The organism is Allotabrizicola aquatica (SeqCode) (genome assembly GCF_965194375.1).
GTDB lineage: Bacteria > Pseudomonadota > Alphaproteobacteria > Rhodobacterales > Rhodobacteraceae > Tabrizicola_A > Tabrizicola_A aquatica.
The window spans coordinates 21318-47884 of sequence record NZ_CBDAEL010000005.1; the positions used below are offsets into that span (position 1 = coordinate 21318).

Consider the following 26567-nt stretch of genomic DNA (forward strand, 5'->3'; position numbering starts at 1 on the left):
CTTGCGAAACCTTTTATCTGCACGGGGCAGCATGGCCTTTGACCACATCATCATCGGGTCCGGGATCAACGGGCTGGTTGCGGCGGCGATGCTGGCCAAGAAGGGTCGGCGCGTGCTGGTTTTGGAGCGCAACAACCGCTTTGGCGGCGCGCTGCGCACTGAGCAGGCGACCGCGCCGGGCTTTACCCATGATGTGATGGCAGCGACCTGGGTCTTGTTCATGACCTCGCCCGCTGGGGCGGCGCTTGGGCCGGATCTGGCGGCCCATGGGATGGAATACTGCCACACGGCGCACCCAACGGCGGTGCTGCGCCCGAATGGCGACGCCTTGGTTTGCACCACCGATCAGGCTGCCAACATCGCCGCATGGGAGGCGCTGGCCCCCGGTGACGGCGCAGCCCATGCCCGTGATGTGGGGGGCGTTCTGGCAGACGCGCCGTTTCTCTTTGCGCTTTTGGGCGGCAATCTGTGGTCATGGCCGACGGCCAAGCTGATGTTCGGGCAGGTAAGGAAGCGCGGTCTGCGCGGTCTTGCGGCGTGGATGGGCTCGGCCCTGACCCCTGCGCGCGGTTGGCTTGAGACCACCTATCAATCTCCGCTGGTGCATGCGCTTTGGGCACCTTGGGTGCTGCACTGCGGCCTGACGCCCGAAAGCACCTATTCGGGCCAGATGGGCAAGGTGATTGCCTTTGCCGTTGAGGCGGCAGGAGCGCCGATCATCAAGGGCGGGTCTGGCGCGGCCGTGCGGGCCTTTGAAAGCCTGATCACCGCGCAGGGCGGGCAGATGCGCGTCAATGCGGATGTGGATGAAATTCTGGTGCGCGATGGCCGGGTGCGCGGGGTGCGCCTCAAGGGCGGTGAAGAGATCGCAGCCCCGTCGGTTCTGGCTTCGGTCACGCCGGGGCAGCTTTATGGCCGCCTGTTGAAGGACGTGAACCTGCCCGAGGACAGGGCGGCGGCCAAGCAGTTCCGCCATGGGCGCGGCAATTTCCAACTGCATTACGCGCTGTCGGGTCAGCCCGAGTGGATCGCGCCGGGACTTGAGGACGTGGCGCTGATCCATCTGTCAGATGGCATAGACGCGGTGTCGAAATCGGCCAATGAGGCCGAGCGGGGGCTGTTTCCCGAAACCCCGACGATCTGCGTTGGTCAGCCCCACCGGCTGGACCCCACCCGCGCGCCCGAGGGCAAGGCAGTGCTTTGGCTGCAAATCCCCGATGCGCCGCGCGTCATCAAGGGCGATGCGGCGGGCGAGATTACGGCGCGCGATTGGGCCACGGCGCGTGAGGCCTTTGCTGACCGGCTGGAAGCCATCCTGCGCCGCCATATCCGCAATTTCGACGCCATCAAGATCGTGCGCCGGGCCTATTCTCCGGCCGATCTGGAAGAGATGAATTGCAACCTTGTCGGCGGCGACCCTTACGGCGGGCAGTGCGGCATGGACCAGTTCTTCATCTGGCGGCCCTTTGCCCATTCGACCAATGGGACAAGCGCAGTGTGGGGCCTTATCCAGATTGGCGCCTCCACCCATCCCGGCCCCGGTCTGGGCGGGGGATCGGGCTTTAACGCGGCCAAGAGGCTGGGCGCATGACCGATCAATCCGCTCTTCCCAAGGTGCTGGTCCGGTTGGGCGAATTGGGCCTGACCAATTTCGCCCCCTATCTGATGAACCGCATCATGGGGCGCTATAATGCGCGGCTGCGCGATGAGATGGCCGATCTGGGCCTGACCACCCCCAAGGCGCGGGCGCTGTCGGTTCTGTCGGTGGTCGAGGGGCCGCTCATTCGCGAATTGGCGGTCTATACCGTGACCGAGCAATCCACGCTCAGCCGCGCGCTGGACCAGCTGGATGCCGATGGGCTGATCCGCCGCGAGGCTGATCCGCAAGACAGCCGCGCCACGCGGGTTTACATCACCGAGGCCGGGCGGGGGGTCTTCGAGACGCTTTGGCCCCATATGGCTGAGGCCCAAGCCCGCATGTTTCGCGGCATTCCCGAAGATGAACGCCGCGCCTTTGTCAGCACCTTGCAGAAGATGCTGGCCAATATCCGAAAGCATGAGATCTGACCCATGGCAGAACGCAGTTTCAAAGCCGAAGTCGAACACCTGCGCCTCGGCGCGGGCGAGACCTTTACCGGTGAGGGGATATTGGCCATCACCAAGGCGCTTTTGGAAAGCGGGGTCGGCTATGTCGGCGGCTATCAAGGCGCGCCGATCAGCCACCTGATGGACGTGCTGGCCGATGCTGAAGAGTTGTTGGGCGAGTTGGGCGTGCGGTTTGAGGCCAATGCCAATGAGGCGGCGGCGGCGGCGATGCTGGCGGCAAGCGTGCATTACCCTATTCGGGGGGCTGTCACCTTCAAGGGGCCGGTTGGGGTCAACGTGGCCTCTGACGCTTTGGCCAACCTGTCGTCTTCGGGCGTGACCGGCGGGGCCATGGTGATTGTGGGCGAGGATTACGGCGAAGGCTCGTCCATCATGCAAGAGCGCAGCCACCCCTTTGCCATGAAGGCGCAGATGTGGCTCTTGGACCCGCGCCCGAACCTGCCGTCGATCGTGAAAATGGTGTCCGACGGGTTTGATCTGTCGGAGGCCTCGAATACCCCCGTCATGCTGATGGTGCGGATCCGGTCGTGCCATGTGACAGGCAGCTTCATCACCCGCGACAACCAGCGCCCCAACCTGACGGTGCGCGAGGCGGTGGCCAACCCGCGCAGTGATTTCGCCCGCGTCGTGCTGCCGCCGATGTCTTATGCGCATGAGCAGGACAAGGTGAAAAACCGCTGGCCTGCGGCGGAAAAGTTCATTGTTGACCGCGGCTTGAACGAGTTTTTCGGCCCCAAGGACGCCAATTTCGGAATTGTCGTGCAGGGGGGCATGTACAATGGCGTGATCCGCGCCCTTCAGCGTTTGGGTCTGGCCGACATCTACGGCAACACTGATGTGCCGCTTTACGTGCTGAACGTGACCTATCCCCTGATCTCCTCGCAGTTCCTGCAGTTCTGCGAGGGCAAGGATCATGTCTTGGTGGTGGAAGAGGGTCAGCCTGAGTTCATTGAAACCCAGCTGGGCAGCTATCTCTACCGTGCAGGCTCGGGCGTGAAGCTGCACGGCAAGGGGCTCTTCCCGATGGCCGGGGAATACACCGGCGTTGTGATGCTGGATGCGGTGGAAAGCTTTATCCGCACGGCGGCCCCCGCCATGCTGCCTGCCGCCGTGCGCGCGCCGAACATGGATCGCCCCGCGATCCCGGATCTGTCGAAAACCGTGCCGATCCGTCCGCCGGGGTTCTGCACCGGCTGCCCGGAACGCCCGATCTTTGCCGCGATGAAGTTGGTCGAGAAAGAGCTGGGCAAGCACCAGATTGCCGCCGACATCGGCTGTCATTTGTTTGCCAGCCTGCCGCCCTTTGAAATTGGCGGCGCCACCATGGGCTATGGCCTTGGCCCGGCCGCCAACGGCGCCTTTGATGGCGGCGGCGACAAACGCGCGATTGCGATCATTGGCGATGGCGGGTTTTGGCACAATGGCCTGTCCTCCTCCTTCACCAACATGGCCTTCAACAAGTCTGACGGCGTGGCGATCATCGTGGACAATTACTATTCGGCGGCGACAGGCGGGCAGGACCTCATGTCCTCGCGCGCCAGTAACCCGACCAAGGCCACGAAAAACCCGATCTCCAAGGCGCTGAACGGCATTGGCATCAACTGGGTGCGCCAGATTGATCGCACCTATGACGTGGCAAAGATGCGCGACACGATCCGTGAGGCGCTGACCACCCCGGAAAAGGGGCCGAAGGTCATTGTCGCCTCATCCGAATGCATGCTGAACAAGCAGCGGCGGGAAAAGCCCTTGGCGCAGGCGGCGATCAAAGAAGGGCGTCGGGTGGAAGCCCCGCGCTTTGGCATTGATGAATCGGTCTGCACGGGCGACCACGCCTGTATTCGCCTATCCGGCTGCCCGTCTTTGTCGTTGAAAAAGCTGGACGATCCCTTGCGCGATGATCCGGTCGCCTCGATCGATAAATCCTGCGTGGGCTGCGGCAATTGCGGCGAGGTGGCCGATGCGGCCATTCTGTGCCCGTCCTTCTACCGCGCTGATGTGGTGCATAATCCGACGCCTTGGGAAACCCGCATGGCGGGCTTCCGCGCCCGGGTGATCGGCTGGCTGCAAGCCCGCCGCGCCGCCCGGCGGCTGACCTTCGAAGGAGCGGCCCAATGACCCTACACGAGGCCTTGGACCCGCGCCCGCAGGACCCGAAAATGGGCGGCATTATCAAGCTCGCCCTTCTGGCGGTGGGCGGGCAGGGCGGCGGCGTATTGACCAGCTGGATCGAAGACCTCGCGCGGGACAATGGCTATGCCGCGCAGGCAACATCGGTGGCCGGCGTGGCGCAGCGCACCGGGGCCACGGTCTATTATGTGGAAATGGCCCCGGCTGGCACGGGCATGCCGATCTTCTCGCTGATGCCGGCGGCGGGGGATGTCGACATCATGATCACCGCCGAGATGATGGAGGCGGGTCGCGCCATTCTGCGCGGGTTCGTGACGCCGGATCGCACGGTGCTCATTACCTCAACCCACCGGGCGCTGGCGGTCAGTGAAAAGATGGTGCCGGGCGATGGGATTGCCTCCTCAGAAGAGGTGCTGGCCGCCGCCGAAGTGGCCGCGCGCCGCTTGATCGCGGCGGATTTCGACACGCTGGCGATCAAGGCTGGCTCTGTGATCTCTGCCAGCCTCTTTGGCGCCTTGGCAGGGGCTGAGGTGCTGCCCTTCCCGCGCGCGGCCTTTGAAGAAGCCATTTGCAAGGGCGGCAAGGGGATTGAGGCCTCGCTGCGCGCCTTTGACGTGGGCTACAAGGCGGCGCAAGAGGGGGAGGCCAAGGCGCCCGAACCTGTCGCGCCGGTGGCCAAGCCAGATACTCCCCAAGGCCCGGCGCGCCTTGTGGCCGAATGGCAGGCGCTCGTCGCCCGTGCGGACAGGCTTCCGGGCGATGCAGCTGCGATGGCTCGTGCAGGCTTGAAAAAGGTGGTTGAGTTTCAAGACCTCGCCTATGCCCGCGCCTATCTTGACCGGGTGGAAGCCGTTCTGGCGGCTGACCGTGCACCCTTTGATCTGACCCGCGAAGCGGCCAAGTATATTGCCAATGCAATGGCTTACGATGACATCATCCGCGTGGCCGATCAGAAAACCAAATTGGGCCGCCTCGCGCGCATCGGCCGCGAGATGGGGGCCAAGGACAAGAACGTGATGCAGGTCACCGAATTCCTGCATCCGCGCGCCGAGGAATTGGTGTCACTCTTGCCCGCCCGCATGGGCGCGGCTTGGGCGGCCAACCCCAAGCGCATGGCGCTGATCGACCGGCTCTTCAACAAGGGTCGCCGCTTGCGCACCGACAGCCTGCGGGGCTTTTTGATGCTGCATGTGATGGGCGGGCTGAAAGGCTGGCGGCCACGCACCCTGCGCCACGCTGAAGAGGTCGCGCATCTGAACCGCTGGCTGGACACCGCGATGGGCTATCTGCCGCACAACTACGATCTGGCGGTCGAGGTCATGCGCTGCCGCCGTCTGGTCAAGGGCTACTCCGACACCCACGCCCGCGGTCTGTCGAAGTTTAACCGGGTGCTTGCGGCAATTGCGCTGGTCAAGGACCGTGAAGACGCCGCCCTATGGGCCGCGCGCCTGCGCGAAGCGGCGCTGAAGGACGAAGAGGGCAAGGCACTTGACGGTGCCATCGCCACCATTCGAAGCTTTGCCTGACAGGGGGGAGGGGGCCTGTGCAGCCCCCTCGCGCGTCCCGCGCTCACCCCCGCAGAGTATTTGGTAAGGCGCAATTCCAAAACACCAAGCCCTAAAGGTCTTGCGCCTTTTGAAATACTCTCAGGGGGTGAGGTGCGGCAGCACCGAGGGGGCGGAACGCTCCTTCTCTTTTTAGGCCAGACGCGTCGGGTTCAGGTCAGCGCGCGATATTGGCCGTCCCAATAGACCAGCGCCCCCGCGCCGGGGCTGGTGCGGATGTCACGCACACGGCCGATGATGATGCAATGGGTGGCGCGGTCGATCATCTCGTCCACTGTGCAGGCAAAGGCGGTGGGCGCGCCAACCAACAGCCGCGCGCCGCCGGTGGTTTCCCACTCAGCCCCGTCATAGCGGTCTGGGCCCCTCACGCCACCAAAGCCCGAAAAACGCTCGGCAACGCCCTGATGGGCGGCGCCGAGCAAGGACCAGCCAAAGGCGCCCCCGGGGGAAAACAGGGGCCAGCTGGAGGACGAGCGGTTGACGCAGGCCAAGATCAGCGCCGGATCGGCCGACAGCGAAATGCCCGAGGTGATCACCAAGCCGTTCGCCTGATCGCCGTCCCCCACCGTGAGCACGCTGCAATTGCCGACAAAGGCGCGCATCGCGTCGCGGAAGGTCTTGGCATCGGGCTGATCGGTCATGGTGGCTCCTGCAAGTCTGACGGCGTTTGTCCTGATACGCGCGAGACCGCTTAACGGATGCCCGCTTTCGACAGACGCGGCAGGACTTCTTCGGCGAAGTAGGGGAATTCGCGCAGATAATCCACGAAAGACAGCGTCGTTCCGGCAAACCCGGCCTCATGCAGCGAGATGATCCCGGCTGCCACCTGATCGGGCGTGCCGATTAGCGGGAACCCCCCATGACCCAGCGCAAAGCCGTAGCGGATTTGCGTCAAAAGGTCATGCGGGAAGGACAGCGCATGCGCGAGCTGCAGGCGGATGAGGTTGTCGGTCGCCTGCCAATCGGCGTTTTCATCGACAATGTAATGCACATAGTCGCGCGCTTCTTTTTCAGTTGGACGGCAGACGACGTGAGAAAAGGTGAGAACACCCACATCGCGCTTCTTGGCGGCAGCCTGCGCCTTCAGGGCGGCGATTTCCTCTTTCGAGCGGGCCAGATCAATGGCCGGGGTGAAGAGGAAATTGGCGTTGTCGGTGGCAAACTCGCGGCCCTGCGGGCTGCCTGCGGCGTTGATCACGGGAACCGAGCCGCGGATCGGGGCCGGGTCGCCCTTCAAGCCCTTAATGTTCTTGAAATAGGTCTTGTCCCAGTCGAAATGCTCTGTCGAGCCCCAGATCTTGCGGATGAGATCATACCATTCTTGCGCATAGCCGTAGCGGGTTTCATGGTCATCGGGCAAGGACAGGCCCAACGCCTGATATTCCGGCTTGTTCCAGCCCGCGACGATGTTGAGCCCCGCGCGGCCGTGGCCGATTTGGTCGATGGTGGCGATCTGTTTGGCCACCACAACAGGGTGATTGGCCGAGGCATGGATGGTGGCAAAAACCGAGATATCCTTGGTCGCGGCCAGAAGGCCCGCAGCCCATGTCATGGTTTCCAAGACCCCGCCATGAAAATCGGTCGGCCCGCCGTACCCGATCCAGCGCGCGATCGGCAGCATGAAGTCAATGCCTGCCGCGTCCAGAAGTTTGGCCAGTGCCAGGTTGTTGTCCCAAGAATTGACCCAGCGGTCGGGGGCTTGGGTCGGTGTCATCCCTGACGAGCAATTGGTGGAAAAGGTGCCCAGCTTGAAGCCGCCGGAGAGCATCCGGTTCTGTGTCATAGTGTTCATCCTGTTGGTTGGGGTTTTGGTGTTATTTTATGTTTGAAAGTCTATCTTAAAAATGCTTTGCGTCAACGGATTTCCCAAGGCAGGTTGGGTTTGAAGCTGGGGTGGCGGGATGGCGAAGAAAAACCTTCAAACTCAAACAAATGCAGAAGATTCCACTTTGGATCGGCGCTGGCATTTGGCGCAGTCGGGCTCGGATGTGGACACGACCGAGTTGGAATTTGCGCTGATGCGGGCGTTCGAGGGATTCGGCCGCTGGCAGTCGGAGTGTCTGGCCTCGGTCTGCGATCTGGCGGCGACAGGGCCGGAGAATGCCATGCTGCATATCATCCGGATGAATGACCGGCCTAAGTCGTTGAAGGAAATTGCGCGACTGATGAACCGCGATGATGTGCCCAATATCCAGTACAGCTTGCGCAAGCTCTTGGGGGCGGCACTGATTGTCCGGCTGGGGGCCGGGCGGTCGGGCGTGACCTATGCCTGCACTGAGGCGGGGCTGCGGGTGACCGATGACTATGCGGTGTTGCGGCGCAAACTGCTCTTGGCCGAGATTGCCAATGTGCCGGGCTTTGCCGCGCGACTGGCCGAGGCGAGCCGGACGTTGAACCTGTTGTCGGGGATCTATGAAGAGGTGGCGCGGGTGGCCGCGACGCATCGGCGCGGATAAGGCGCGCTGGGGGCCGTGGTGGGGCCTCCGGCGGGAGTATTTGGGCCCAGATGAAAGGCTTAGGCTTTGGTCAGGTGGGCCAGTGCGGCATGAAGCTTGGTCACACCAGTTTCGGTGGTGACGATGCCGGGCGACAGGCGCAAGGTTTGGCTGCGGTGGTCGGTGGTGATGCCTTGGGCGCGCAAGGTCGCGACGACTTGGGGCGCGGGCAGATCGTCGGGCAGGCGCAGCATGACCGAGCCGCCGCGTTTGCCCTCCTCCCGCGGCGTGACGAGGGGCAGGGCAAGGGCATCGGCCATCTCGATCAACTGCGCGGTGAGGCGGCGGTTGTGGGCGAGAATGGCGCTGTGGTCTTGGGCGGCGTGCCAGTCCATCGCGGGCAGGCTGGCCAGTGCGGCCATGCAGCCCGGCGTGCCGTTGTCAAAGCGGCGGATGTCGGGGGCATAGGCAAAGCGGGTGATATCCCAGTTGAACGGGTTGTCTTGGCTGAACCAGCCGCGCAAGGACGGGGTCAGGTGCGGTGTCAGGCGGGGGCTGACGTAAAGGATGCCCGCGCCCGGCGTGCCGCACATCCATTTCAGTGACGTGGTGACGGTGAAATCCACCTCGGGGGCGTGGACGTCGAAGGGCAGAAGGCCGATGGCTTGGGTCACATCCACCCCGATCAGGCTGCCCATGCGGCGGCCATGGGCGACCATGCGCTGAAGATCGATGCGGTGCGAGGTGGTGGAGGAGACCCAGGTGAGGAGCGCGAGGCCGACGTCGGGTGTCCATGCGTCCAGGAAATCTTCATCCTCGACATGGGCGGCGCCTTGGCGGAAGGCCACGGTTTTGAGCGTGAAGCCATGGGTTTCGGCCATCCCGTTCAGCAGAAAATGATTAGAGGGGAAGCAATCGGCGCCGACCAGAACTGTACGTCCGTGCAGGTGACCTGCAGGGAGCGATTGTACGAGGCTGTGCACGGCGGCGGTAACATTGTCGAAGGTGGTGACCGTTTGGGGGGCCGCGTTCAAGATGGCGCGCCAGCGGTCGATGAACTGGGCGCGCAGCGGCAGGACGTTACCCCATTGGCTGTCATCAGGGCGGCCCCAGACGGTGGCAAACTCGGCCATAGCGCGGGCGATATCGGCGTCTTTGCCGGGATACATGCCGATGGAATGATAGAGGAAATAGGCGTCTTGCATCAGGCCAATCCGGGGGCTGGGGTGTAGCGGTCTTTCATCGCCTGCGGGGCGGCGGCCTGCAAGGCGGAAAGCGTGGCGAGGACGGCGGGGCGGCCTTGAAGGGCCAGCGCTTCAAGCGGGCCGCGCGGGAAGTTGAGACCAAGTTTCATGGCGGTGTCGATGCCTGTCGCCGTTGTGCCGCCTTCGGAGAGGAGCCAGTGCGCCTCGTTGATGAGGGTGGCCTCGATCCGGAGCGCGATCTGGGCGGCGTCGGCGGGGGCGGGGCCGGGCGTGGTGGGGTGCAGGAAGCCCTGCCCAGATTTGCGCCCCAGATGGCCTGCGGCGACCTGCGCCTCGAGCGCGGGGAAGACGTGATAACGAGGGTGATTGGCCATGGCGGCCTGCAGGCCACGGGTGGCGGCAAGGTTGATATCGGCCCCGATCAGGTCGATCAGCGACAGGGGGCCAAGGCGATATCCGGTGGCGAGCATGGCTGCGTCGATGTCAGAGGCGCTGCGCCCTTCGGACAAAAGCGCCAGCGCCTCGCCGTAGAAAGGCCGCGCGCAGCGGTTGACGATGAAGCCCGGACGGTCGGGGCACTCAATAACGGTTTTCCCTGCGTTTTCTGTGATTTGTCGTGCGATGTTGATGTCTTTTGTGGCGGTTGTCGCGTGCGGTGCCAACTCGACCAGTTTCATCGCGGTGGGTGGGTTGAAGAAATGCAGCGCCAGGACGCGGTCCGGGTGGGCAAGGCCTGCCGCAATCTCGCGGACCGGGATCGAGGAGGTGTTGGTGGCAAGGATCGAGGTCGGGCTGAGGATGGTCTCAAGGCTGCGGAAGAGCGATTGCTTGGCGTCAAGACGTTCGACGATCGCTTCGATCACCAGATCGCAGGGGGTGAATTCGGCAAGGGTTTCGGCGATGGTGAGGTGGGAGAGGGTGGCGTCACGGGCCGCCTCGCTCAGCTTGCCGGCGGTGATGCGCGCGTTCAGCGCATCGGCCATCCGGGCGCGGGCTGTCTCGCGGGCTGGGGCGTGGGCATCCGTCGCGATGACGGGAAAGCCAGCGGCGGCATAGACCTGCGCGATGCCGAGGCCCATGGTGCCAAGGCCGACGACGCCGATGGTGGGGGTGTCGGCGGTCATTGGCCCTTGAACTCGGGTTTGCGTTTTTCGCGGAAGGCGCGGATGCCTTCCAGCTTGTCGGCGCTGTCGAGGAGACGTTCAAAGGCCGCGCGCTCCTCGTGCAGCGCAAGCGCTGTCTCGTCGCCCGCCACCAGCGCCGCTTTGGCGGCCTGCAGGGCGAGGGGCGCGCGTTTGCACATCCGTGCAATCAACGCCTCAGCATCGGGCAGGGCGGGGCCGGTGGCAAGCCAGCCTGCAATGCCCCAGTCGTAAGCCGTTGCTGCATCAATGATTTCGCCGCCCAGCACCATGCGCGTGGCCCGCGCCCGACCCGCCAGCGCCAAAAGCCGCTGCGCGCCGCCTGCGCCAGGGATGAGGCCAAGGTTGGTTTCCGGCAGACCAAGCCGCGCATCGGCGCCAAGCACCATCATGTCCGCCATCAGCGCCAGTTCGAACCCGCCACCCAGCGCAAACCCATCCACGGCCGCCACAAGCGGCTTGGGAAAGGCGCGGATCGCGGCCCAATGGGCCTTGCGCGGGTCATGGGCCCCTTCGGCGGATGTCTTGGCTTCGATCTCGGCGATATCGGCGCCAGCGGCAAAGGTGCCATCAGCCCCGCAGATCAGGGCGGCGCGGACCGTGGGGTCTGCCGCCGCTGCTGTCAGCGCCTCGGCCACACGCGCCAGAACGGCGGTGTTCAGCGCATTCTTCGCTTCGGGCCGGTTCAGGGTGAGTTTCACCCACCCGTCATGCTGTTCGGTGATGACCTGTTCCATGGCGTCAGTCTGAGGCGCTGCGACAAATTATTCAAGATAGAAATTTCAAGCTTGAAATTGTTTTCAGTGAATGACACGCTCAGGGTCAAATGCGCCTGAAGGAGGTCGACGATGAAGATTCTGTGCCTTGGGGGCGGACCGGCTGGTCTTTACTTTGCCATCTCGATGAAGCTGCGCGACCCGTCGCATGATGTGACGGTGCTGGAGCGTAACAAGGCCAATGACACCTTTGGCTGGGGCGTGGTGCTGTCGGATGATGCCTTGGGGCGGATGCAGCGCAATGACCCGAAATCGACGGACACGATTCGCAGCCATTTTTCCTATTGGGACGACATCGCCGTGGTGCGCGGCACCGAGCGGTCTGTGTCGGGTGGCCATGGCTTTGCCGGGATCGGCCGCAAGCAGATGCTGATCATCATGCAAGAGCGCGCCCGCGAGTTGGGCGTGAACATGCAGTTCGAGGCCGAGTTCAAGACGGCCGAGGAATACCGCAAGGATTATGATCTGGTCGTTGCCTCAGACGGGATCAACAGCCTTGTGCGTCGTGAATATGCCGAAGTGTTCAAGCCCGATATTGACCAGCGTTTGGTGAAATTCATCTGGCTTGGCACGCATCAGAAGTTTGACGACGCCTTTACCTTCATCTTTGAAAAGACCGAATGGGGCTGGTTCTATGCCCATGTTTACCAGTTTGACGCCAACACCGCGACGTTCATCGTTGATTGCATGCCCGATACCTGGGACAGGGCTGGCTTTGCCGACATGACCAAGGAAGAGACGGTCGAGACCTGCCGCAAGATCTTTGAGAAGCACCTTGGCGGCCATGATCTGATGTCGAATGCGGCCCACCTGCGCGGCAGTGCGGTGTGGATGCAGTTCCCGCGGGTTCTGTGTGAGCGGTGGTACAATGGCAATGTCGTCTTGATGGGCGATGCGGCGGCCACGAGCCATTATTCCATCGGGTCGGGCACGCGTCTGGCCTTTGACAGTGCGATTGCGCTGGCGGATTATCTGCATTCCGAACCTACGATGGAGGGCGCCTTCAAGCGCTATCAGGAAGAGCGGCGGGTTGAGGTGTTGCGTCTGCAATCGGCGGCTCGTAACAGTCTGGAGTGGTTCGAGCAGGTTGAGCGCTATCTTGATATGCCGATGCCGCAGTTCACCTATTCGCTCTTGACCCGCAGTCAGCGGATTTCCCATGAAAACCTGCGCTTGCGCGATCCGGAGTGGCTGGCGCAGTCGGAGGATTGGTATCAGGCACAAGAGGGTGGAAAGCCCGGCCGCAAGCCGATGTTCGCGCCGTTCCACCTGCGCGATATGACCTTGAAGAACCGCGTCGTGATGTCGCCCATGGCGCAGTACAAGGCGGTGGATGGTACCCCGACGGATTGGCATTTCGTCCATTACGCGGAACGCGCCAAGGGTGGGGCAGGGCTGATTTACACCGAAATGACCTGTGTGAGCGCCGAAGGCCGCATCACCCCCGGTTGCCCCGGTCTCTACGCGCCCGAGCATGAGGCGGCGTGGAAGCGGCTTGCCGATTTCATCCGCGCCGAGACAACGTCAAAGCTTTGCATCCAGATCGGCCATTCGGGGCGCAAGGGCAGCACCTGTGTGCCATGGGCGGGCGGGATCGACGCGCCTTTGGCATCCGGTAACTGGCCCACGATGGCGGCCAGCGCCATTCCTTACAAGCCCGCCAATGCCGCGCCAAAGGCGATGGACCGCGCCGATATGGACCGGGTGAAGGCCGAGTTTGTGGCGGCCACCGAAATGGCCGCGCGTGCGAGTGTCGATATGATCGAGATGCACGCGGCGCATGGTTATTTGCTGGCGACCTTCATCAGCCCGGTGACCAACACCCGCAGCGACGCCTATGGCGGGTCGTTGGAAAACCGCATGCGCTATCCGTTGGAGGTTTTTACTGCCATGCGCGCCGCATGGCCTGCGGAAAAGCCGATGTCGGTGCGGATTTCGGCGCATGACTGGATTGATGGCGGCGTGACGCCCGATGAAGCTGTGGAAATCGCGCGGATGTTCCGCACCGCTGGTGCCGATATCATCGACGTCTCGTCCGGCCAGACCGATCCTGCCGAAAAGCCGATCTATGGCCGCATGTTCCAGACCCCGTTCAGCGACCGCATCAAGAATGAGGCCGGAATTCCCACGATGACGGTGGGCAATATCAGCGACTATGATCAGGTGAACGGCATCTTGATGGCGGGCCGGGCCGATCTTGTGTGCCTTGCGCGGATGCATCTGGCCGATCCCTACTGGACGTTGCATGCTGCCGTAGCGCAGGGTGATGAGGCATCTGACTGGCCAGCCCCCTACAAAGGCGGGCGCGATCTGTTGTTCCGCCTGCGCGAGCGGCAGCAAGAGCAGATCAGGGCGTGACCATGCAAGGCAAACGGGTGCTTATAACCGGGGGTGGGTCTGGCGCGGGCGAGAACCTTGCGCTGGGATTTGCCGCCCTTGGGGCCGAGGTGGTGATTGCGGGGCGTCGGCTGGACGCACTGCAGTCAGTCGCCGCCAAAGCCAAAGGCATCCGCTGCGTGCAGGCCGATGTGACCGAGGAGGCATCCGTGAAACGGATGTTCGACGCGGCAGGCGCGGTTGATATCGTCGTCGCCAATGCGGGGGCGGCAGACAGCGCGGTGATGGCGAAAACCTCGCTCGATCAGTGGAACGCCATGCTGGCGGTGAACCTGACGGGGGTTTTTCTGACCTTCCGCGAGGGGCTGAACCAGTTTCAGGGCTGGGGTCGGCTGGTGGCCGTGGCCTCGACCGCGGGGCTTAAGGGCTATGCCAAGGTGGCCCCCTATGCGGCGGCCAAGCATGGGGTGATTGGCATGTGCCGCTCGCTCGCGCTGGAAGTGGCGCGCAAGCCCATCACGGTGAACGCAATCTGCCCCGGTTTTCTGGACACGCCAATGACCGACCATTCGGTGCAAGTGATTGCCGAGAAAACCGGCAAGACACTGGCCGAAGCGCGCGCGGCGCTGGAGGGGCTGAACCCGCAAAACCGCCTGTTCCAGCCCGCCGAGGTGACCGCTGCCGCACTCTTCCTCTGCGGGGCTGGGTCTGAGGGGATCAACGGCCAGTGTATCACCATCGCGGGGGGCGAAGTGTGAGCGATCTGTCCAAGCGTCGGCTGAAGATGTGGATCCGCCTGTTAGGTGTGACGCGGATGAGCGAAGCCACCTTGCGCGAGTATCTGCGGGTGAACCACGACACCACCTTGCCGCGCTTTGACGTGATGGCAGCCCTCTATCGCCGCCGTGAGGGTGTGACGATGAGCGAGCTCTCCCGCATGCTTTTGGTCTCCAACGGCAATGCCACGGCGGTGGTGGACCGGCTGGAGGCCGACGCCATGGTGCGCCGCACGCCCTCGGACACCGACCGCCGCACCGTCTTTGTCGCGCTGACGCCCGAGGGGCTGACGGCCTTTGAGGCGATGGCGCAGCAGCATGAGGCGGAGGTGGACAAGCTTTTCGCGGGTCTCTCTGAGGCCGACCTAGACAGCCTGACCGAAATTCTGAAACGCATGGGGAAATCATGACCAAGATGGCCGGGCTTCAGCCCCAGCATTTCCTGTGGGAGGTCAAGGACCGGATCGCCACCGTCCGGCTGAACCGCCCCGACCGCAAGAACCCCCTGACCTTTGACAGCTACGCCGAGCTGCGCGACACCTTCCGCGCGCTGGTCTATGCCGATGATGTTGACGTGGTGATATTTGCGTCGAACGGCGGGAACTTCTGCTCGGGCGGCGATGTGCATGACATCATCGGGCCATTGGTCGGCATGGATATGAAGGCACTCTTGGCCTTTACCCGCATGACTGGCGATCTGGTGAAGGCGATGATCGGCTGCGGCAAGCCGATCATTTCGGCGGTGGACGGGGTCTGCGTCGGAGCGGGGGCGATTGTCGCGATGGCGTCTGATCTGCGACTGGCGACGCCCGAGGCGAAATGCGCGTTCTTGTTCACGCGGGTGGGATTGGCGGGCTGCGATATGGGCGCTTGCGCCATGCTGCCGCGGATTGTGGGGCAGGGGCGGGCGGCAGAGCTTTTGTACACCGGACGTGTCCTGAACCCCGACGAAGGCGAGCGTTGGGGCTTTTGGAACGCGCTCCATGCGCCCGAGGCGCTGGAAGCTGAGGCGTGGAAACTGGCCAGCCGCATCGCCGCAGGGCCGACCTTCGCGCATGGCATGACCAAGACCCAGCTCAATCAAGAATGGAACATGGGGCTGGAACAGGCGATCGAAGCCGAAGCGCAGGCGCAGGCGATCTGCATGCAGACCCGCGATTTCGAGCGCGCCTATCACGCCTTTGTCGCGAAGGAAAAACCGGTGTTTCAGGGTGATTGAGCGGGGCATCCGTTGCCAGCCCCAGGGGTTTTCCACCCCCGGACCCCCGGAGGATATTTAGGAACAGATGAAATCATGGCTGACACAAGTTTTCTGAGCTGGCCCTTCTTTGAAGAGCGCCACCGTGCCCACGCCGCAGGGCTGGAGGCGTGGTGCGCGGCGCATTTGCCGGTGGATCACCATGATGTGGATGGGGCCTGCAAAGGGTTGGTTGCCGCTTTGGGCGCGGGAGGCTGGTTGCAGCCGACCGGGGCGGGTGAGGGTGAGGTTTTGGACGTGCGGACCTTATGTCTGACGCGCGAGACCTTGGCGCGCCATGATGGGCTGGCCGACTTTGCCTTTGCCATGCAAGGGTTGGGCATGGGGGCGGTGTCGTTATTTGGCACGGCCGAGCAGCGCGAATGGCTGGCGCGGACGCGGGCGGGCGCGGCGATTTCCGGCTTTGCGCTGACCGAGCCGGGGGCGGGGTCGGATGTGGCGCAGACCGCCACGACTGCCGTTCGGGGCCAGGGCGGTTGGGTCTTAAACGGGGAGAAGACCTATATCTCGAATGGCGGGATTGCCGATGTTTATGTGATCATCGCCCGCACAGGTGAGGGGCCGGGGGCCAAGGGGCTGTCGGCGTTTCTGTTGCCCGCTGATGCGCCCGGCCTGCGGGTGATGGATCGGATCGAGGTGATGGCGCCGCATCCTTTGGCGCATCTGGGGCTCCACGATGTGGTGCTGCCGGAGGGTGCGTTGATCGGAAAACCCGGCGAGGGGTTCAAGATTGCCATGTCGGTCTTGGACGTGTTCCGCTCCACCGTTGGGGCTGCGGCCTTGGGCTTTGCGCGCCGCGCCTTGGATGAGGCCTTGGCGCGGACCGGGCGGGTGCGCGCAGGCGGGGGGCGGCTGACCGATTATCAGATGGTGCAGGGGCATTTGGCCGATATGGCTTTGCAGATCGATGCGGCTGCGCTGCTGATTTACCGCGCGGCCTGGACCAAGGATCAAGGGGTCGCGCGCATCAGCCGCGAGGCGGCGATGGCTAAGCTTTACGCCACCGAGGCCGCGCAGAAGGTGATCGACATGGCGGTGCAGCTGCATGGCGGTGATGGCGTGCGCACGGGCTTTGCGGTGGAAAGCTTATACCGTGAAATCAGGGCCTTGCGGATTTACGAAGGCGCCAGCGACGTGCAGCGCGTGGTCATTGCGCGGAGCCTTTTGGGATGAGCTATACCCGCATCATTCAGATTGAGTTCAACCACTGTGACCCGGCCGGGATCGTGTTCTACCCGCGCTATTTCGAGATGACCAATTCGGTCGTCGAGAATTTCTTTGCTGATGAGGTGGGGATGAGCTTTGCCCAGATGCACAATGCGGGCATGCGCAACGGGGTGCCGACGGTGCATATCGAAGCGGATTTCATGGCCCCCTCGCGGCTGGGCGATAAGGTGGCCTTCACGCTGATCGTGCGCAAGCTCGGTGGCAGTTCGGTGGCGGTGGAGATCACCGGGCGGATGAGGGAAGAGCTGCGGCTGCGGGCGCGTCTGACGCTGGTCTGGATTGACAATATGAAAGCCGCACGCTGGCCCGAGGCGCTGCGCGCCGGGCTGGCTGCGCATCTGGAGGAGGCGGCATGAGCCACGAGATCTTGCACCCGAAGCATTGGAAACCCGCGCGCGGCTATGCCAATGGCGTCGCGGCCAGTGGCCGGATGGTGTTCACTGGCGGCATCATCGGCTGGAACGCGGACTGCGAGTTTGAGACCGATGAGTTCGTCGGGCAGGTGGCGCAGGCGCTGCGGTCGATTGTCGAGGTGCTGGCCGAGGCAGGCGCGAAACCCGAGCATCTGGTGCGCCTGACCTGGTATGTGACGGACAAGATAGAATATCTCGACAGTCTCAAGGGCTTGGGCGGGGTTTATAAAGAGATCATTGGCCGGCACTATCCGGCCATGGCGCTGGTTCAGGTGGTGGCCTTGGTTGAGGACCGCGCCAAGGTCGAGATCGAGGCCACCGCCGTAATACCGCAAGACTGATCTGCGCTGCGCACCAAGACGGACCCCGCGAGACGGGGCGACACAAGGGGAGTGACTGCCATGCTGGGACCGTCTGGCCATAGTGATACCTTCGCCCGCGACCGCCTGCCGCCTGCCGACGAATGGCCTGAGTTTCGGTTGGAGGGGTTTGACTATCCCGAATATCTGAACGCAGCCGTAGAATTGACCGATCGCATGGTCGAGCGCGGCTTTGGTGACCATACCGCGCTGATCGGCAATGGCCGAATGCGGACCTATAAGGAGCTGTCGGACTGGACCAATCGCATAGCCCATGCGCTGGTTGAGGATTACGGCGTAAAGCCCGGTAATCGTGTGCTGATCCGGTCAGCCAACAACCCAGCGATGGTGGCCTGCTGGTTGGCGGCCACCAAGGCGGGCGCTGTGGTGGTCAACACCATGCCGATGCTGCGGGCGGGTGAGTTGGGCCAGATCGTCGATAAGGGCGAGATTGCCTTTGCGCTGTGCGACACGCGGTTGATGGAAGAGTTGGTCATCTGTGCAAAACACTCAAAGTTCCTGAAAACCGTTGTCGGATTTGACGGCACCGCCAACCACGACGCCGAGTTGGACCGCGTGGCCTTGGGCAAGTCGGTGCGCTTTACCGCGCCGCCGGTGGGGCGCGATGATGTCGCGCTGATTGGCTTTACCTCGGGCACCACGGGCGAGCCGAAGGGCGCGATGGCCTTTCACCGCGACCTTCTGATCATCGCGGACGGCTATGCGCGTGAGGTGTTGCAGGTCACGCCCGAGGATGTGTTTGTCGGAAGCCCGCCCTTGGCCTTTACCTTCGGGCTTGGCGGGCTTGCGGTGTTTCCCCTGCGCTTTGGCGCGGCGGCGGCGCTCTTGGAACAGGCCAGCCCGCCGAACATGATTGAGATCATTCAAACCCATAAGGCCACGGTCTGTTTCACCGCCCCCACCGCTTACCGCGTGATGCTGAAGGCGATGGAGGAGGGCGCGGATCTGTCGTCCTTGCGGGCGGCGGTCAGTGCGGGCGAGACGCTGCCCGCGCCGGTTTATGACGAGTGGATGGCGAAGACCGGCAAGCCGATGCTGGACGGCATTGGCGCGACCGAGATGCTGCACATCTTCCTAACCAATCGCTTCGAGGACCATCGCCCGGCCTGCACGGGCCGCCCTGTGACCGGCTATGAGGCTAGGATCGTTGATGACAATATGAACGAAATGCCGCGTGGCGAGGTGGGGCGGCTGGCGGTCAAAGGGCCGACGGGCTGTCGCTATCTGGCTGATCCACGGCAAAAGAAATATGTGCGCGACGGGTGGAACCTGACCGGCGACAGTTTCTGGCAAGATGAGGAAGGGCGGTTCCACTTTGCCGCCCGGTCTGACGATATGATCATCAGCGCGGGCTACAACATCGCCGGGCCGGAGGTGGAGGCGGCGCTGCTGTCGCACCCGGATGTGGCTGAATGTGCGGTGGTGGGCGCGCCGGATGAAGAGCGCGGCATGATCGTGGAGGCGCATGTGGTGCTGGCACCGGGGCGGACAGGCGACGCGCTGATGGTCAAGCTGTTGCAAGACCATGTGAAAATGGCGATTGCGCCCTACAAATACCCGCGCCGTGTGGTCTTTGTGCAAGGCTTGCCCAAGACCCAGACTGGCAAGATCCAGCGCTTTAAGCTGAAGGCCTAAGCGCTTGTGCAGCCGCGCCCCGTCGCGACGGATTGGCGGGCCTAGGCCCAGTGCCGCCTCGCGCTCGTTGAGGCGGGCGAATTCGGTCCGGATTTCGGCCACTTCGTCAACTGGCGACACACTGTGCGTGGCGTTATCCCCTGACCCGCGTCCCGATCCGCCGAAGCTTTGTGAGCCTCGGTTCACGAATCGTGGCTTAACGCACCCGGTTTGCGGAAATTGTCGCCGGTCATTGCGGCCGTCGGCCGCTCTGTGGCGCATTGGCCCGTTGCCCCTGCGCGCTGGCTGTGGCAAGACAAAGGCAAGTTTGACCCCTGATGCCAAAGGTTTGCAAATGAGCGCCTATTCCGCCCGCCGAGTGATGATGGTCGACACGCAGGTTCGTCCGCAGGATGTGACCAAGTTCCCAATCATCGAGGCCATGTTGGCTGTCCCGCGTGAGGTCTATGTGCCCGCCGACAAGCGCGAGGCCGCCTATGTGGGCGAGAACATCAGCCTTGGCGGCGACCGGGTGATGCTCGAGGCCCGCACGCTGGCCAAGATGCTGGATGCCATAGACATTCAACCCGGCGAGGTCGTGTTGGATCTGGGCTGCGGCTTGGGCTATTCGTCGGCCGTGATCGCCCGGATGGCCGACGCGGTGGTTGCTGTGGAAGAAAATGAAGCGCTGGCGGCTGAGGCACAGCGGGTGCTCGCCTCGGAGGGTGTGGACAATGCCGCCGTGGTTGCAGGGCCTTTGGCCGAAGGCTGTGCCAAAGGTGGGCCCTTTGATGCGATCATGGTGCAAGGTGGGGTACAAGAGATCCCGCAGGCGCTGATTGCGCAGCTGAAAGATGGTGGCCGGATTGCCGCCTTGTTCATGGACGGCCCCTTGGGTGCGGTGAAAATCGGCCACAAGACCCGGTCAAAAATGGTCTGGCGTTTTGCCTTTAATGCGGCGGCACCGGTGATTTCCGGTTTTGCCTCTCGACACGAATTCGCACTTTAGAATATGATCGTCGCAACCCATGGCTCTGCCTCGGGTCTTGCTCAAGCCAAATGGCGGTGGCGCGGCACCTAGGCAGACCGGAAAAGCGGCTAGAAAGGCACAATAGATGCGGACGTTCTTAAAAGTGCTGGGGTTTGTAGCGGGTTTTGCGGTGGTTCCCGCATTGGCGCAGGCCGAAACGCTCGCGGATGCGTTGGCCTCGGCTTACAAGTCGTCGAACCTGTTGGATCAGAATCAGGCCGTGCTGCGCGCCGCGGATGAGGATGCCGCGATTGCGATGGCAAACCTGCGGCCGGTGTTGAACTTTGTGTCGCGCGGCAGCTGGCGCCAGTTTGACCAGAATATCACAAACTTGGGCGGCGCCGACAACTCCAACTCGGCCAGCGTCGAATTGACTGGACAGGTCGTGCTTTGGGCGGGTGGCCGCGGCAAGCTGTCGCTTGAAGCGGCACGGGCGCAGGTGCTCAGCACCCGGGCCGCGCTGGTCAACGTCGAGCAGCAGGTGCTGCTGCAGGCGGTCTCGGCCTATGTCAACGTGCAGCTTCAGCAGGAGATTGTCGCGCTGCGTCAGTCCAACCTTCGGGTCATCACGCAAGAATTGCGCGCCGCGAAGGACCGGTTCGAAGTGGGCGAGGTGACCCAGACCGATGTCGCGCTGGCCGAAGCAGCACTGGCGGCCTCGGATGCCAATCTGGCAGCCGCACAGGGCCAATTGATGGTGGCGCGGGAACGTTACAAGGCGGTGACCGGGCAATATCCGGGCAAACTTGCCAGTCTGCCAAAACCCCCGGCTCTTCCCAAAACGCTGGACGAGGCCAAGGCCGTAGCCGAGCGTGGCCATCCTGTGGTCATCCAAGCCCAGCACCAGGTGACGGCGGCCGATCTGAACGTCAAGATTGCGGCCACGGCCTTTGGGCCCACGCTGTCGGGCAGCGTGGATCTCAGCAAGGATGTTGAGGCCGGCATCGCCTCAACCGGTTTGGGCCTGCAGTTAAGCCAAACGCTGTCAGCCGGCGGCCGCAATGCGGCCAGCTATCGCAAGGCCATGGCGGGCAAAGAGGCGGCGCAAGCTGGGCTCTTGCAAAGCGTCGTGCAGGTCAGCGAGACGGTGGGGCAAGCTTGGTCGCAGCTTTTGGTGGCCCAAGCCTCGATCGAGGCGGGGCGCCAGCAGGTGACCGCCGCGCAGCGCGCCTTTGACGGGGTCCGCGAAGAGGCCACTCTGGGCGCGCGCACCACATTGGATGTGCTGAACGCCGAGCAGAACCTTCTTTCAGCCCGTGCCTCACGGCTGGAGGCAGAGGCCAATCGCTATGTGGGTGTCTATCAGGTTCTGGCCTCGATGGGGCTTTTGACCGCCGAACATCTGAACCTTGGCGTGCCGACCTTTGACCCCGAGGCCTATTACAACGCGGTCAAATCCGCCCCGGCCCATTCGGCACAGGGCAAGGCTCTGGACCGCATCTTGCAAAAGATCGCTGACTGATCTTCGGTCGATTTCGATAAATCCGTCTCAAAGGGGCCCGCAGCGATGCGGGCCTTTTTCTTGTGCGACACGCTCGCTTTGGGTAAGCTTGGCAAAAGCCCGAAGGGCAGGGTTAAGTGGTTAGGCAGGGACAGGCATGTCGGAAGCGTTGAATTCCACCGGAAACGAGGATGTCTTGTCGTCGATCCGGCGGCTGGTGTCGGATGATCTGCGGCCGCTGAGCAGTGCAGGCCGTGCGCCGGTTGACGGCGACAAGCTGCTGCTGACGCCCGCCTTGCGCGTTGTGTCAAACGCGCCGCCCTTTATCGCCGCGCAGCCCCCGCTTGATGCCGTTCTAGCCCATGTCAGCGCTGGGGTGAACCAGCAGCCTGACGACTGGGAGTCCGAGACCGGTGACCTTGGCCCCGATGCCGAAGGCGCGCCGATGGCTGAGGATGTGGAGGAAGCTGAGTGGGAGGCGCATCAGGTCGATGCCTATGCCGAACCAGTGTTCATCCTGAAAACGGCCGCCGAGCGTGCCGAGGCAGGGGCCGAAACCAGCGCGGGCGGTGCCAGCCCTGCGCCTGAGTTTGGCGCGGCCTTGGACGCGCCGGACGCCGAAGCCTTGCCCGGTTGGGCGCAGAGTGACGGGGCCGAAGCGGCCGAAACCCCGGCGGCCCATCCATGGGTTGCGGGTACGCTAGAGCCGGATCAGGCTTGGGCCGATGAGGCCGAGGCGGCGGTTTTGCAGGAGTTGGCTGCGCCCCCAGTGCCTGGCCGTTCGGCCGAGGCTTTGGAGCCAGAAGAGGGCGATGACATCGCCTTGCCGATCGATGAGGCGATGTTGCGTGAGATCGTGCGCGATGTGTTGCGCGAAGAATTGCAGGGCCGGATGGGCGAGCGGATCACCCGCAACATTCGCAAGTTGGTGCGGGCCGAGATTGTCCGGGTCATGGCCTCGGAAGAGCTTTTGTAACGCACCGCGTTTCTGAATAGACCAAAGAAAAAGCGCCCCAGGGGGCGCTTTGGCATTTTGGCGGTCCGCCAACAGATCAGGCGGCTTCGGCCTGATCCATCTCTTGGGCGTGGCGACGCTCTGACTCTTCGCGGCTCAGCGCGACGCTGGTGCGCACGCCCTTGGCGACAAATTCCATCAGCCCTTTGACCACACGCTCGTTGGGGTCGATCCCGGCGCAAGACAGCACCTCGCGGCCATCGCGTGAGCGGGCCCAGCGGGCAATCTGGTCGGGGCCATTGCCATATTTCTTGTCGTCGGCGATGGCATCATCCAATGCCGCCAGAACCACGGCCGCAAACAGCTTGCGTGCGCGCTGGCCCTGTTCAAAGTTGAATGCCGTGCTATCGATGGAATCGAGCATGCTCGTTATCCTGTTCTTGCTCTTGTCTTTCTTGCGTCTGCTGCTTGTAACGAATTTGCTACGATTCGGCCGTTTATCTTTCGCATGACTGCCATGCACTCAGCGCATGGCTGAAAAGTCGAGATACCGTATCTAGGTCGCTTGCCCGCAGGACACAGGCCAGATATAGGGGCGGTCCAAACTATTTCAACCTTTTGACAAGGTTTAGCCACAATGGCCAAGATCAACGGAAACGAACTGAAACCCGGCACCATCATTGACCATGACGGCGGTCTTTGGGCGGCTGTGAAGGTCAGCCACGTCAAGCCCGGCAAGGGCGGGGCCTTTGCGCAGGCCGAGTTGAAGAACCTCCGCGACGGGCGCAAGTTGAACGAACGCTTCCGTTCGGAAGACAAGGTCGATCAGGTTGATCTGGAGATGAAAGATCAGCAGTTTCTCTATGAAACCGATGGTCGTCTGGTGTTCATGGACGCCGAGACCTACGAGCAGATCGAGTTGGACGCCGAATTGCTGGGCGACCGCCGCCCCTTCTTGCAAGATGGCATGACGGTTTCGGTTCAGTATTACGGCGAAGAGCCGCTGAACGTGAAGATCCCGCAAAAGGTCCAGTGCCGCGTGGTGGAAACCGAACCGGTGCAGAATGGCCAGACGGCCAGCAAATCCTACAAGCCGGCCGTCTTGGACAATGGCGTGCGCATCATGGTGCCGCCGTTCATCAATGCCGATGAAGAGATCATCGTGCACACTGAATTGATGGAATACTCCGAACGCGCCTAACGCGCGGCGTCGCTGCCGGGCCTTTCCGGCTTGGCAGCGGCTAGAGCCCGACCATCCGGCGGATGTCGGCGGGCGTCGCCCCTTCAGCCCTGTATTTCGACAGCGCGCGCGCATCGTCGCGTTTGGCCAACCGCTTGCCCTGATCGTCGCGGATCAGCCGGTGGTGGTGATAGGCCGGGGTGGGCAGGCCAAGCAGCCGCTGCAGCACCACATGAATGGCAGTGGCCGCGAACAGATCTTGCCCCCGCGTCACCTCGGTGATGCCTTGGGCCGCGTCATCGACGACCACGGCGATATGGTAGGACGTGCCGATGTCGCGCCGGGCCAGAACGATATCCCCCACGGTTTCAATCAGCTGCGTCGCATCGAACCGATGGGTTCCGGCGTCTATGCCGGTGTCCTCAAAGGAAACAGCCCCCAGCCGCGCCATGGCTGCGCCCATGTTCAGCCGCAGCGCGCCGGTGTCACGCCCGCACCCTCGGCAGGTGCCGGGATAGACCGGCCCATCCGGCCCGATCATCGGGGCACCCTCTTGCGGGGCTGAAAGCGCGGCCTTGATATCGCCGCGCGTGCAGGTGCAGTGGTATGTCAGGCCAAGATCGGACAGATGTGCAAGGGCTGCCGCATAGGCCTCTGCCCGCGCGGACTGCCGCAGGACAGGCTGCTCCCATGTCAGCCCAAGCCACTCAAGATTTTCATAAATCCCGGCCTCAAACTCTGGCGTGCAGCGCGGGCGGTCAATGTCCTCGATCCGAAGCAAGAACCTGTCGCCGCGTGATGCTGCAACCAGCGCGGCATAGGCATGCCCCAGATGCAAAGGGCCGGTGGGCGAGGGGGCAAAGCGGGTTACGCGCTCAGCCATGCCTGAAACGCGTCCTTGGCCCGGTCGGTATAGGCCTTGTAGCGGTCCTTGCGCCCGCGACGGCCGCCCTTGGCGTCAATCGACGGGAAAAGCCCGAAGTTGACGTTCATCGGCTGAAAGGTTTTTGCCTCGGCCCCGCCGGTGATATGGGTGACCAAGGCCCCCATGGCGGTTTCGGGTGGCGGGGGCGGCAGGGTTCGCCCCAGCATCTCGACCGCAGCCATCCGGCCCGCCAAAAGCCCCATGGCCGCCGATTCCACATAGCCCTCAACCCCGGTCACTTGCCCGGCAAAGCGGATATTGGGCCGGGATTTCAACCGCATCTGCTCGTCCAGAAGCGTGGGTGAGTTCAGGAAGGTGTTGCGGTGAATGCCGCCCAGACGGGCGAAACTTGCCGTTTCAAGGCCCGGAATCATTTTGAAAACAGCGGTTTGCGCGCCGTATTTCATCTTCGTCTGAAAGCCGACGATGTTGTAAAGCGTGCCCAGTTTGTTATCGCGGCGCAGCTGCACCACGGCATAGGGTTTTTCCGGCCTGTGCGGATTGGTCAGGCCCACCGGCTTCATTGGGCCAAAGCGCAGCGTCTCGCGCCCGCGCTCGGCCATGACCTCGATCGGCAGGCAGCCATCGAAATAGCCTGCCGTTTCGCCCTCATGAAACTCGGTCTTGTCGGCGGCGAGAAGCGCGTCGATAAAGGCCTCATACTGCGCCTTGTCCATAGGGCAGTTGATATAGGCGCGCTGTTCTTCTTCAGTCTCGCCTTTGTCATATCGCGATTGCAGCCAGGCCACCGACATGTCGATCGACTCGGCATAAACGATCGGGGCAATGGCATCGAAAAACGCCAGCGCATCGGCCCCGGTTTCGGCGCGAATGCTGTGCGCCAAGGCACCCGAGGTCAGCGGCCCGGTGGCGATGATCCAATGACCCTCATGCGGCAGCTCGCTCACCTCGCCGTAGTCGACTGAAATCAGCGGGTGGCTCAGCAGCCGTTCGGTCACCGCCTCTGCAAAGGGATCGCGGTCCACGGCCAAAGCGCCGCCTGCGGGCAGGCGGTGGCGGCTGGCCATTTCCATGACCAGACCTTTGGCCGCGCGCATTTCCCAATGCAAAAGGCCCACCGCGTTGCGCTCATCATCGTCCGAGCGGAACGAGTTGGAGCAGACCATTTCGGCAAAATGCCCGGTACGATGCGCGAATGTGCCCACGGCGGGGCGCATTTCGTGCAAGACGACGGGCACGCCCATTTCAGCCGCCTGCCAGGCGGCTTCGGATCCGGCCATGCCGCCGCCAATGATGTGAAGAGTTTCCATGGGGTCGGATGTATCGCCCCGCCCGGCCTAGATCAAGGCGATGCGTTCACGGGGGCTGGCATCGGGGAAGGGGCGGTAAAGCCCGACATCGGCGCGGGCGATCATGCCATGCATCCGGTCGTAACATCGGCTGGCCTCATCATCGGCTTGGGACAAGGCGGCAAAGGCAGTGTCGAGCCCGGCAAGATTGGGGAGCGAGATTTCCAACAGGAAATCGCTGTGCGGTCCCGAAGCCAGCCCGAACTTGCGCCGCATCAACCGCCAGTCGGAAACCAGCCCGCGCGCCTGCAAGTGCCCCATCCAATCGCTGGTGGCCCGGGCAAAGGCCAAAGCGTGCGCTTCGGCCCGCAGCTCGATCATGCAATGATAAAGGTCCATCGGCATCCCCATTTTGGGGAAGTGAA

The 26567-nt window shown here is 63.1% G+C and carries 26 protein-coding genes; 17 read left to right on the forward strand and 9 right to left on the reverse strand.

Annotated elements, in window-relative coordinates; all coding sequences use genetic code 11:
• Positions 1 to 31: 31 nt before the first annotated feature.
• Genes AC72UB_RS08545 through AC72UB_RS08560 form a run of 4 tightly spaced genes read left to right on the forward strand, consistent with a single transcriptional unit; the run spans position 32 to position 5759 of the window.
• On the forward strand, positions 32 to 1591 hold the full coding sequence (locus AC72UB_RS08545) for a phytoene desaturase family protein (protein WP_505189389.1): 1560 nt from the start codon (positions 32 to 34) through the stop codon (positions 1589 to 1591).
• Positions 1588 to 2067, forward strand: a complete 480-nt coding sequence (locus tag AC72UB_RS08550; protein ID WP_505189390.1) for a MarR family winged helix-turn-helix transcriptional regulator — start codon at positions 1588 to 1590, stop codon at positions 2065 to 2067. The genes AC72UB_RS08545 and AC72UB_RS08550 overlap by 4 nt, the downstream gene beginning before the upstream one ends.
• Before the next feature lie 3 nt (positions 2068 to 2070).
• The gene (locus tag AC72UB_RS08555) at positions 2071 to 4221 is read left to right on the forward strand and encodes a thiamine pyrophosphate-dependent enzyme (protein WP_505189391.1); all 2151 of its coding nucleotides are present in this window, start codon (positions 2071 to 2073) and stop codon (positions 4219 to 4221) included.
• A complete protein-coding gene (locus AC72UB_RS08560; protein ID WP_505189392.1) occupies positions 4218 to 5759 on the forward strand; it encodes an indolepyruvate oxidoreductase subunit beta family protein in 1542 nt (513 codons plus the stop codon). The genes AC72UB_RS08555 and AC72UB_RS08560 overlap by 4 nt, the downstream gene beginning before the upstream one ends.
• A 191-nt stretch (positions 5760 to 5950) precedes the next feature.
• Here the strand turns inward: AC72UB_RS08560 and AC72UB_RS08565 are convergent, their stop codons facing one another.
• Both AC72UB_RS08565 and AC72UB_RS08570 read right to left on the reverse strand, forming a co-directional pair.
• Positions 5951 to 6439, reverse strand: a complete 489-nt coding sequence (locus tag AC72UB_RS08565) for a flavin reductase family protein (protein WP_505189393.1) — start codon at positions 6437 to 6439, stop codon at positions 5951 to 5953.
• A 50-nt stretch (positions 6440 to 6489) separates the two neighbouring features.
• The gene (locus AC72UB_RS08570) at positions 6490 to 7581 is read right to left on the reverse strand and encodes an LLM class flavin-dependent oxidoreductase (protein WP_505189394.1); all 1092 of its coding nucleotides are present in this window, start codon (positions 7579 to 7581) and stop codon (positions 6490 to 6492) included.
• Between the two features lie 166 nt (positions 7582 to 7747).
• Between AC72UB_RS08570 and AC72UB_RS08575 the strand changes: the two genes are divergently transcribed.
• Entirely contained in the window at positions 7748 to 8254 is a 507-nt protein-coding gene (locus AC72UB_RS08575; RefSeq protein WP_463289094.1) for a winged helix DNA-binding protein, read from the forward strand.
• A gap of 59 nt (positions 8255 to 8313) precedes the next feature.
• Here the strand turns inward: AC72UB_RS08575 and AC72UB_RS08580 are convergent, their stop codons facing one another.
• From AC72UB_RS08580 to AC72UB_RS08590, 3 genes are read right to left on the reverse strand one after another with little or no spacing between them, the layout of a single operon-like run.
• Positions 8314 to 9438 (reverse strand): aminotransferase class V-fold PLP-dependent enzyme, encoded by a 1125-nt coding sequence (locus AC72UB_RS08580; protein WP_505189395.1) that lies wholly within the window; start codon positions 9436 to 9438, stop codon positions 8314 to 8316.
• The gene (locus AC72UB_RS08585) at positions 9438 to 10562 is read right to left on the reverse strand and encodes a 3-hydroxyacyl-CoA dehydrogenase (RefSeq protein WP_505189396.1); all 1125 of its coding nucleotides are present in this window, start codon (positions 10560 to 10562) and stop codon (positions 9438 to 9440) included. Before AC72UB_RS08585 ends, AC72UB_RS08580 begins: the two co-directional genes overlap by 1 nt.
• A complete protein-coding gene (locus AC72UB_RS08590; protein WP_505189397.1) occupies positions 10559 to 11317 on the reverse strand; it encodes an enoyl-CoA hydratase-related protein in 759 nt (252 codons plus the stop codon). The genes AC72UB_RS08585 and AC72UB_RS08590 overlap by 4 nt, the downstream gene beginning before the upstream one ends.
• A gap of 111 nt (positions 11318 to 11428) precedes the next feature.
• Here AC72UB_RS08590 and AC72UB_RS08595 point away from each other — a divergent pair, with 111 nt between their 5' ends.
• The 11 genes from AC72UB_RS08595 (at position 11429) to AC72UB_RS08645 (ending at position 22808) form a co-directional block, all read left to right on the forward strand.
• Complete coding sequence (locus AC72UB_RS08595) at positions 11429 to 13714, forward strand: bifunctional salicylyl-CoA 5-hydroxylase/oxidoreductase (RefSeq protein WP_505189398.1); 2286 nt, start codon at positions 11429 to 11431, stop codon at positions 13712 to 13714.
• Positions 13715 to 13716: 2 nt separating this feature from the next.
• Positions 13717 to 14451 (forward strand): SDR family NAD(P)-dependent oxidoreductase, encoded by a 735-nt coding sequence (locus AC72UB_RS08600; RefSeq protein WP_505189399.1) that lies wholly within the window; start codon positions 13717 to 13719, stop codon positions 14449 to 14451.
• Positions 14448 to 14879, forward strand: coding sequence for a MarR family winged helix-turn-helix transcriptional regulator (locus AC72UB_RS08605; protein ID WP_505189400.1), 432 nt, complete (start codon positions 14448 to 14450; stop codon positions 14877 to 14879). The genes AC72UB_RS08600 and AC72UB_RS08605 overlap by 4 nt, the downstream gene beginning before the upstream one ends.
• A complete protein-coding gene (locus AC72UB_RS08610; RefSeq protein ID WP_505189401.1) occupies positions 14876 to 15688 on the forward strand; it encodes an enoyl-CoA hydratase family protein in 813 nt (270 codons plus the stop codon). The genes AC72UB_RS08605 and AC72UB_RS08610 overlap by 4 nt, the downstream gene beginning before the upstream one ends.
• Before the next feature lie 75 nt (positions 15689 to 15763).
• Complete coding sequence (locus AC72UB_RS08615; RefSeq protein WP_505189402.1) at positions 15764 to 16900, forward strand: acyl-CoA dehydrogenase family protein; 1137 nt, start codon at positions 15764 to 15766, stop codon at positions 16898 to 16900.
• Positions 16897 to 17310 (forward strand): acyl-CoA thioesterase, encoded by a 414-nt coding sequence (locus AC72UB_RS08620; protein ID WP_505189403.1) that lies wholly within the window; start codon positions 16897 to 16899, stop codon positions 17308 to 17310. Before AC72UB_RS08615 ends, AC72UB_RS08620 begins: the two co-directional genes overlap by 4 nt.
• Positions 17307 to 17708: a RidA family protein gene (locus AC72UB_RS08625; protein ID WP_505189404.1), complete on the forward strand. Its 402-nt coding sequence runs from the start codon at positions 17307 to 17309 to the stop codon at positions 17706 to 17708. Before AC72UB_RS08620 ends, AC72UB_RS08625 begins: the two co-directional genes overlap by 4 nt.
• A gap of 60 nt (positions 17709 to 17768) precedes the next feature.
• Entirely contained in the window at positions 17769 to 19382 is a 1614-nt protein-coding gene (locus AC72UB_RS08630; protein WP_505189405.1) for an AMP-binding protein, read from the forward strand.
• Positions 19383 to 19716: 334 nt separating this feature from the next.
• On the forward strand, positions 19717 to 20370 hold the full coding sequence (locus tag AC72UB_RS08635) for a protein-L-isoaspartate O-methyltransferase family protein (RefSeq protein ID WP_505189406.1): 654 nt from the start codon (positions 19717 to 19719) through the stop codon (positions 20368 to 20370).
• 106 nt (positions 20371 to 20476) lie between these two features.
• Positions 20477 to 21853 carry a TolC family outer membrane protein gene (locus tag AC72UB_RS08640; RefSeq protein ID WP_505189407.1) on the forward strand — a complete coding sequence of 459 codons (1377 nt, stop codon included), beginning with the start codon at positions 20477 to 20479 and terminating at the stop codon, positions 21851 to 21853.
• A 136-nt stretch (positions 21854 to 21989) separates the two neighbouring features.
• Positions 21990 to 22808, forward strand: a complete 819-nt coding sequence (locus AC72UB_RS08645) for a hypothetical protein (RefSeq protein WP_505189408.1) — start codon at positions 21990 to 21992, stop codon at positions 22806 to 22808.
• A 76-nt stretch (positions 22809 to 22884) separates the two neighbouring features.
• Here the strand turns inward: AC72UB_RS08645 and AC72UB_RS08650 are convergent, their stop codons facing one another.
• Entirely contained in the window at positions 22885 to 23211 is a 327-nt protein-coding gene (locus AC72UB_RS08650) for a DUF6280 family protein (protein WP_463289109.1), read from the reverse strand.
• A 213-nt stretch (positions 23212 to 23424) separates the two neighbouring features.
• On the opposite strand from AC72UB_RS08650, the gene efp reads away from it, so the two are divergent.
• Entirely contained in the window at positions 23425 to 23988 is a 564-nt protein-coding gene (gene efp, locus AC72UB_RS08655; RefSeq protein WP_463289110.1) for an elongation factor P, read from the forward strand.
• Between the two features lie 40 nt (positions 23989 to 24028).
• Here the strand turns inward: efp and gluQRS are convergent, their stop codons facing one another.
• The 3 genes from gluQRS to AC72UB_RS08670 are packed head-to-tail and all read right to left on the reverse strand — an operon-like array spanning position 24029 to position 26541.
• On the reverse strand, positions 24029 to 24850 hold the full coding sequence (gene gluQRS, locus AC72UB_RS08660) for a tRNA glutamyl-Q(34) synthetase GluQRS (protein ID WP_505189409.1): 822 nt from the start codon (positions 24848 to 24850) through the stop codon (positions 24029 to 24031).
• A complete protein-coding gene (trmFO, locus tag AC72UB_RS08665; RefSeq protein ID WP_505189410.1) occupies positions 24835 to 26163 on the reverse strand; it encodes a methylenetetrahydrofolate--tRNA-(uracil(54)-C(5))-methyltransferase (FADH(2)-oxidizing) TrmFO in 1329 nt (442 codons plus the stop codon). Before trmFO ends, gluQRS begins: the two co-directional genes overlap by 16 nt.
• Before the next feature lie 27 nt (positions 26164 to 26190).
• Positions 26191 to 26541 (reverse strand): DUF6614 family protein, encoded by a 351-nt coding sequence (locus AC72UB_RS08670; RefSeq protein ID WP_505189411.1) that lies wholly within the window; start codon positions 26539 to 26541, stop codon positions 26191 to 26193.
• Between the last annotated feature and the right edge of the window lie 26 nt (positions 26542 to 26567).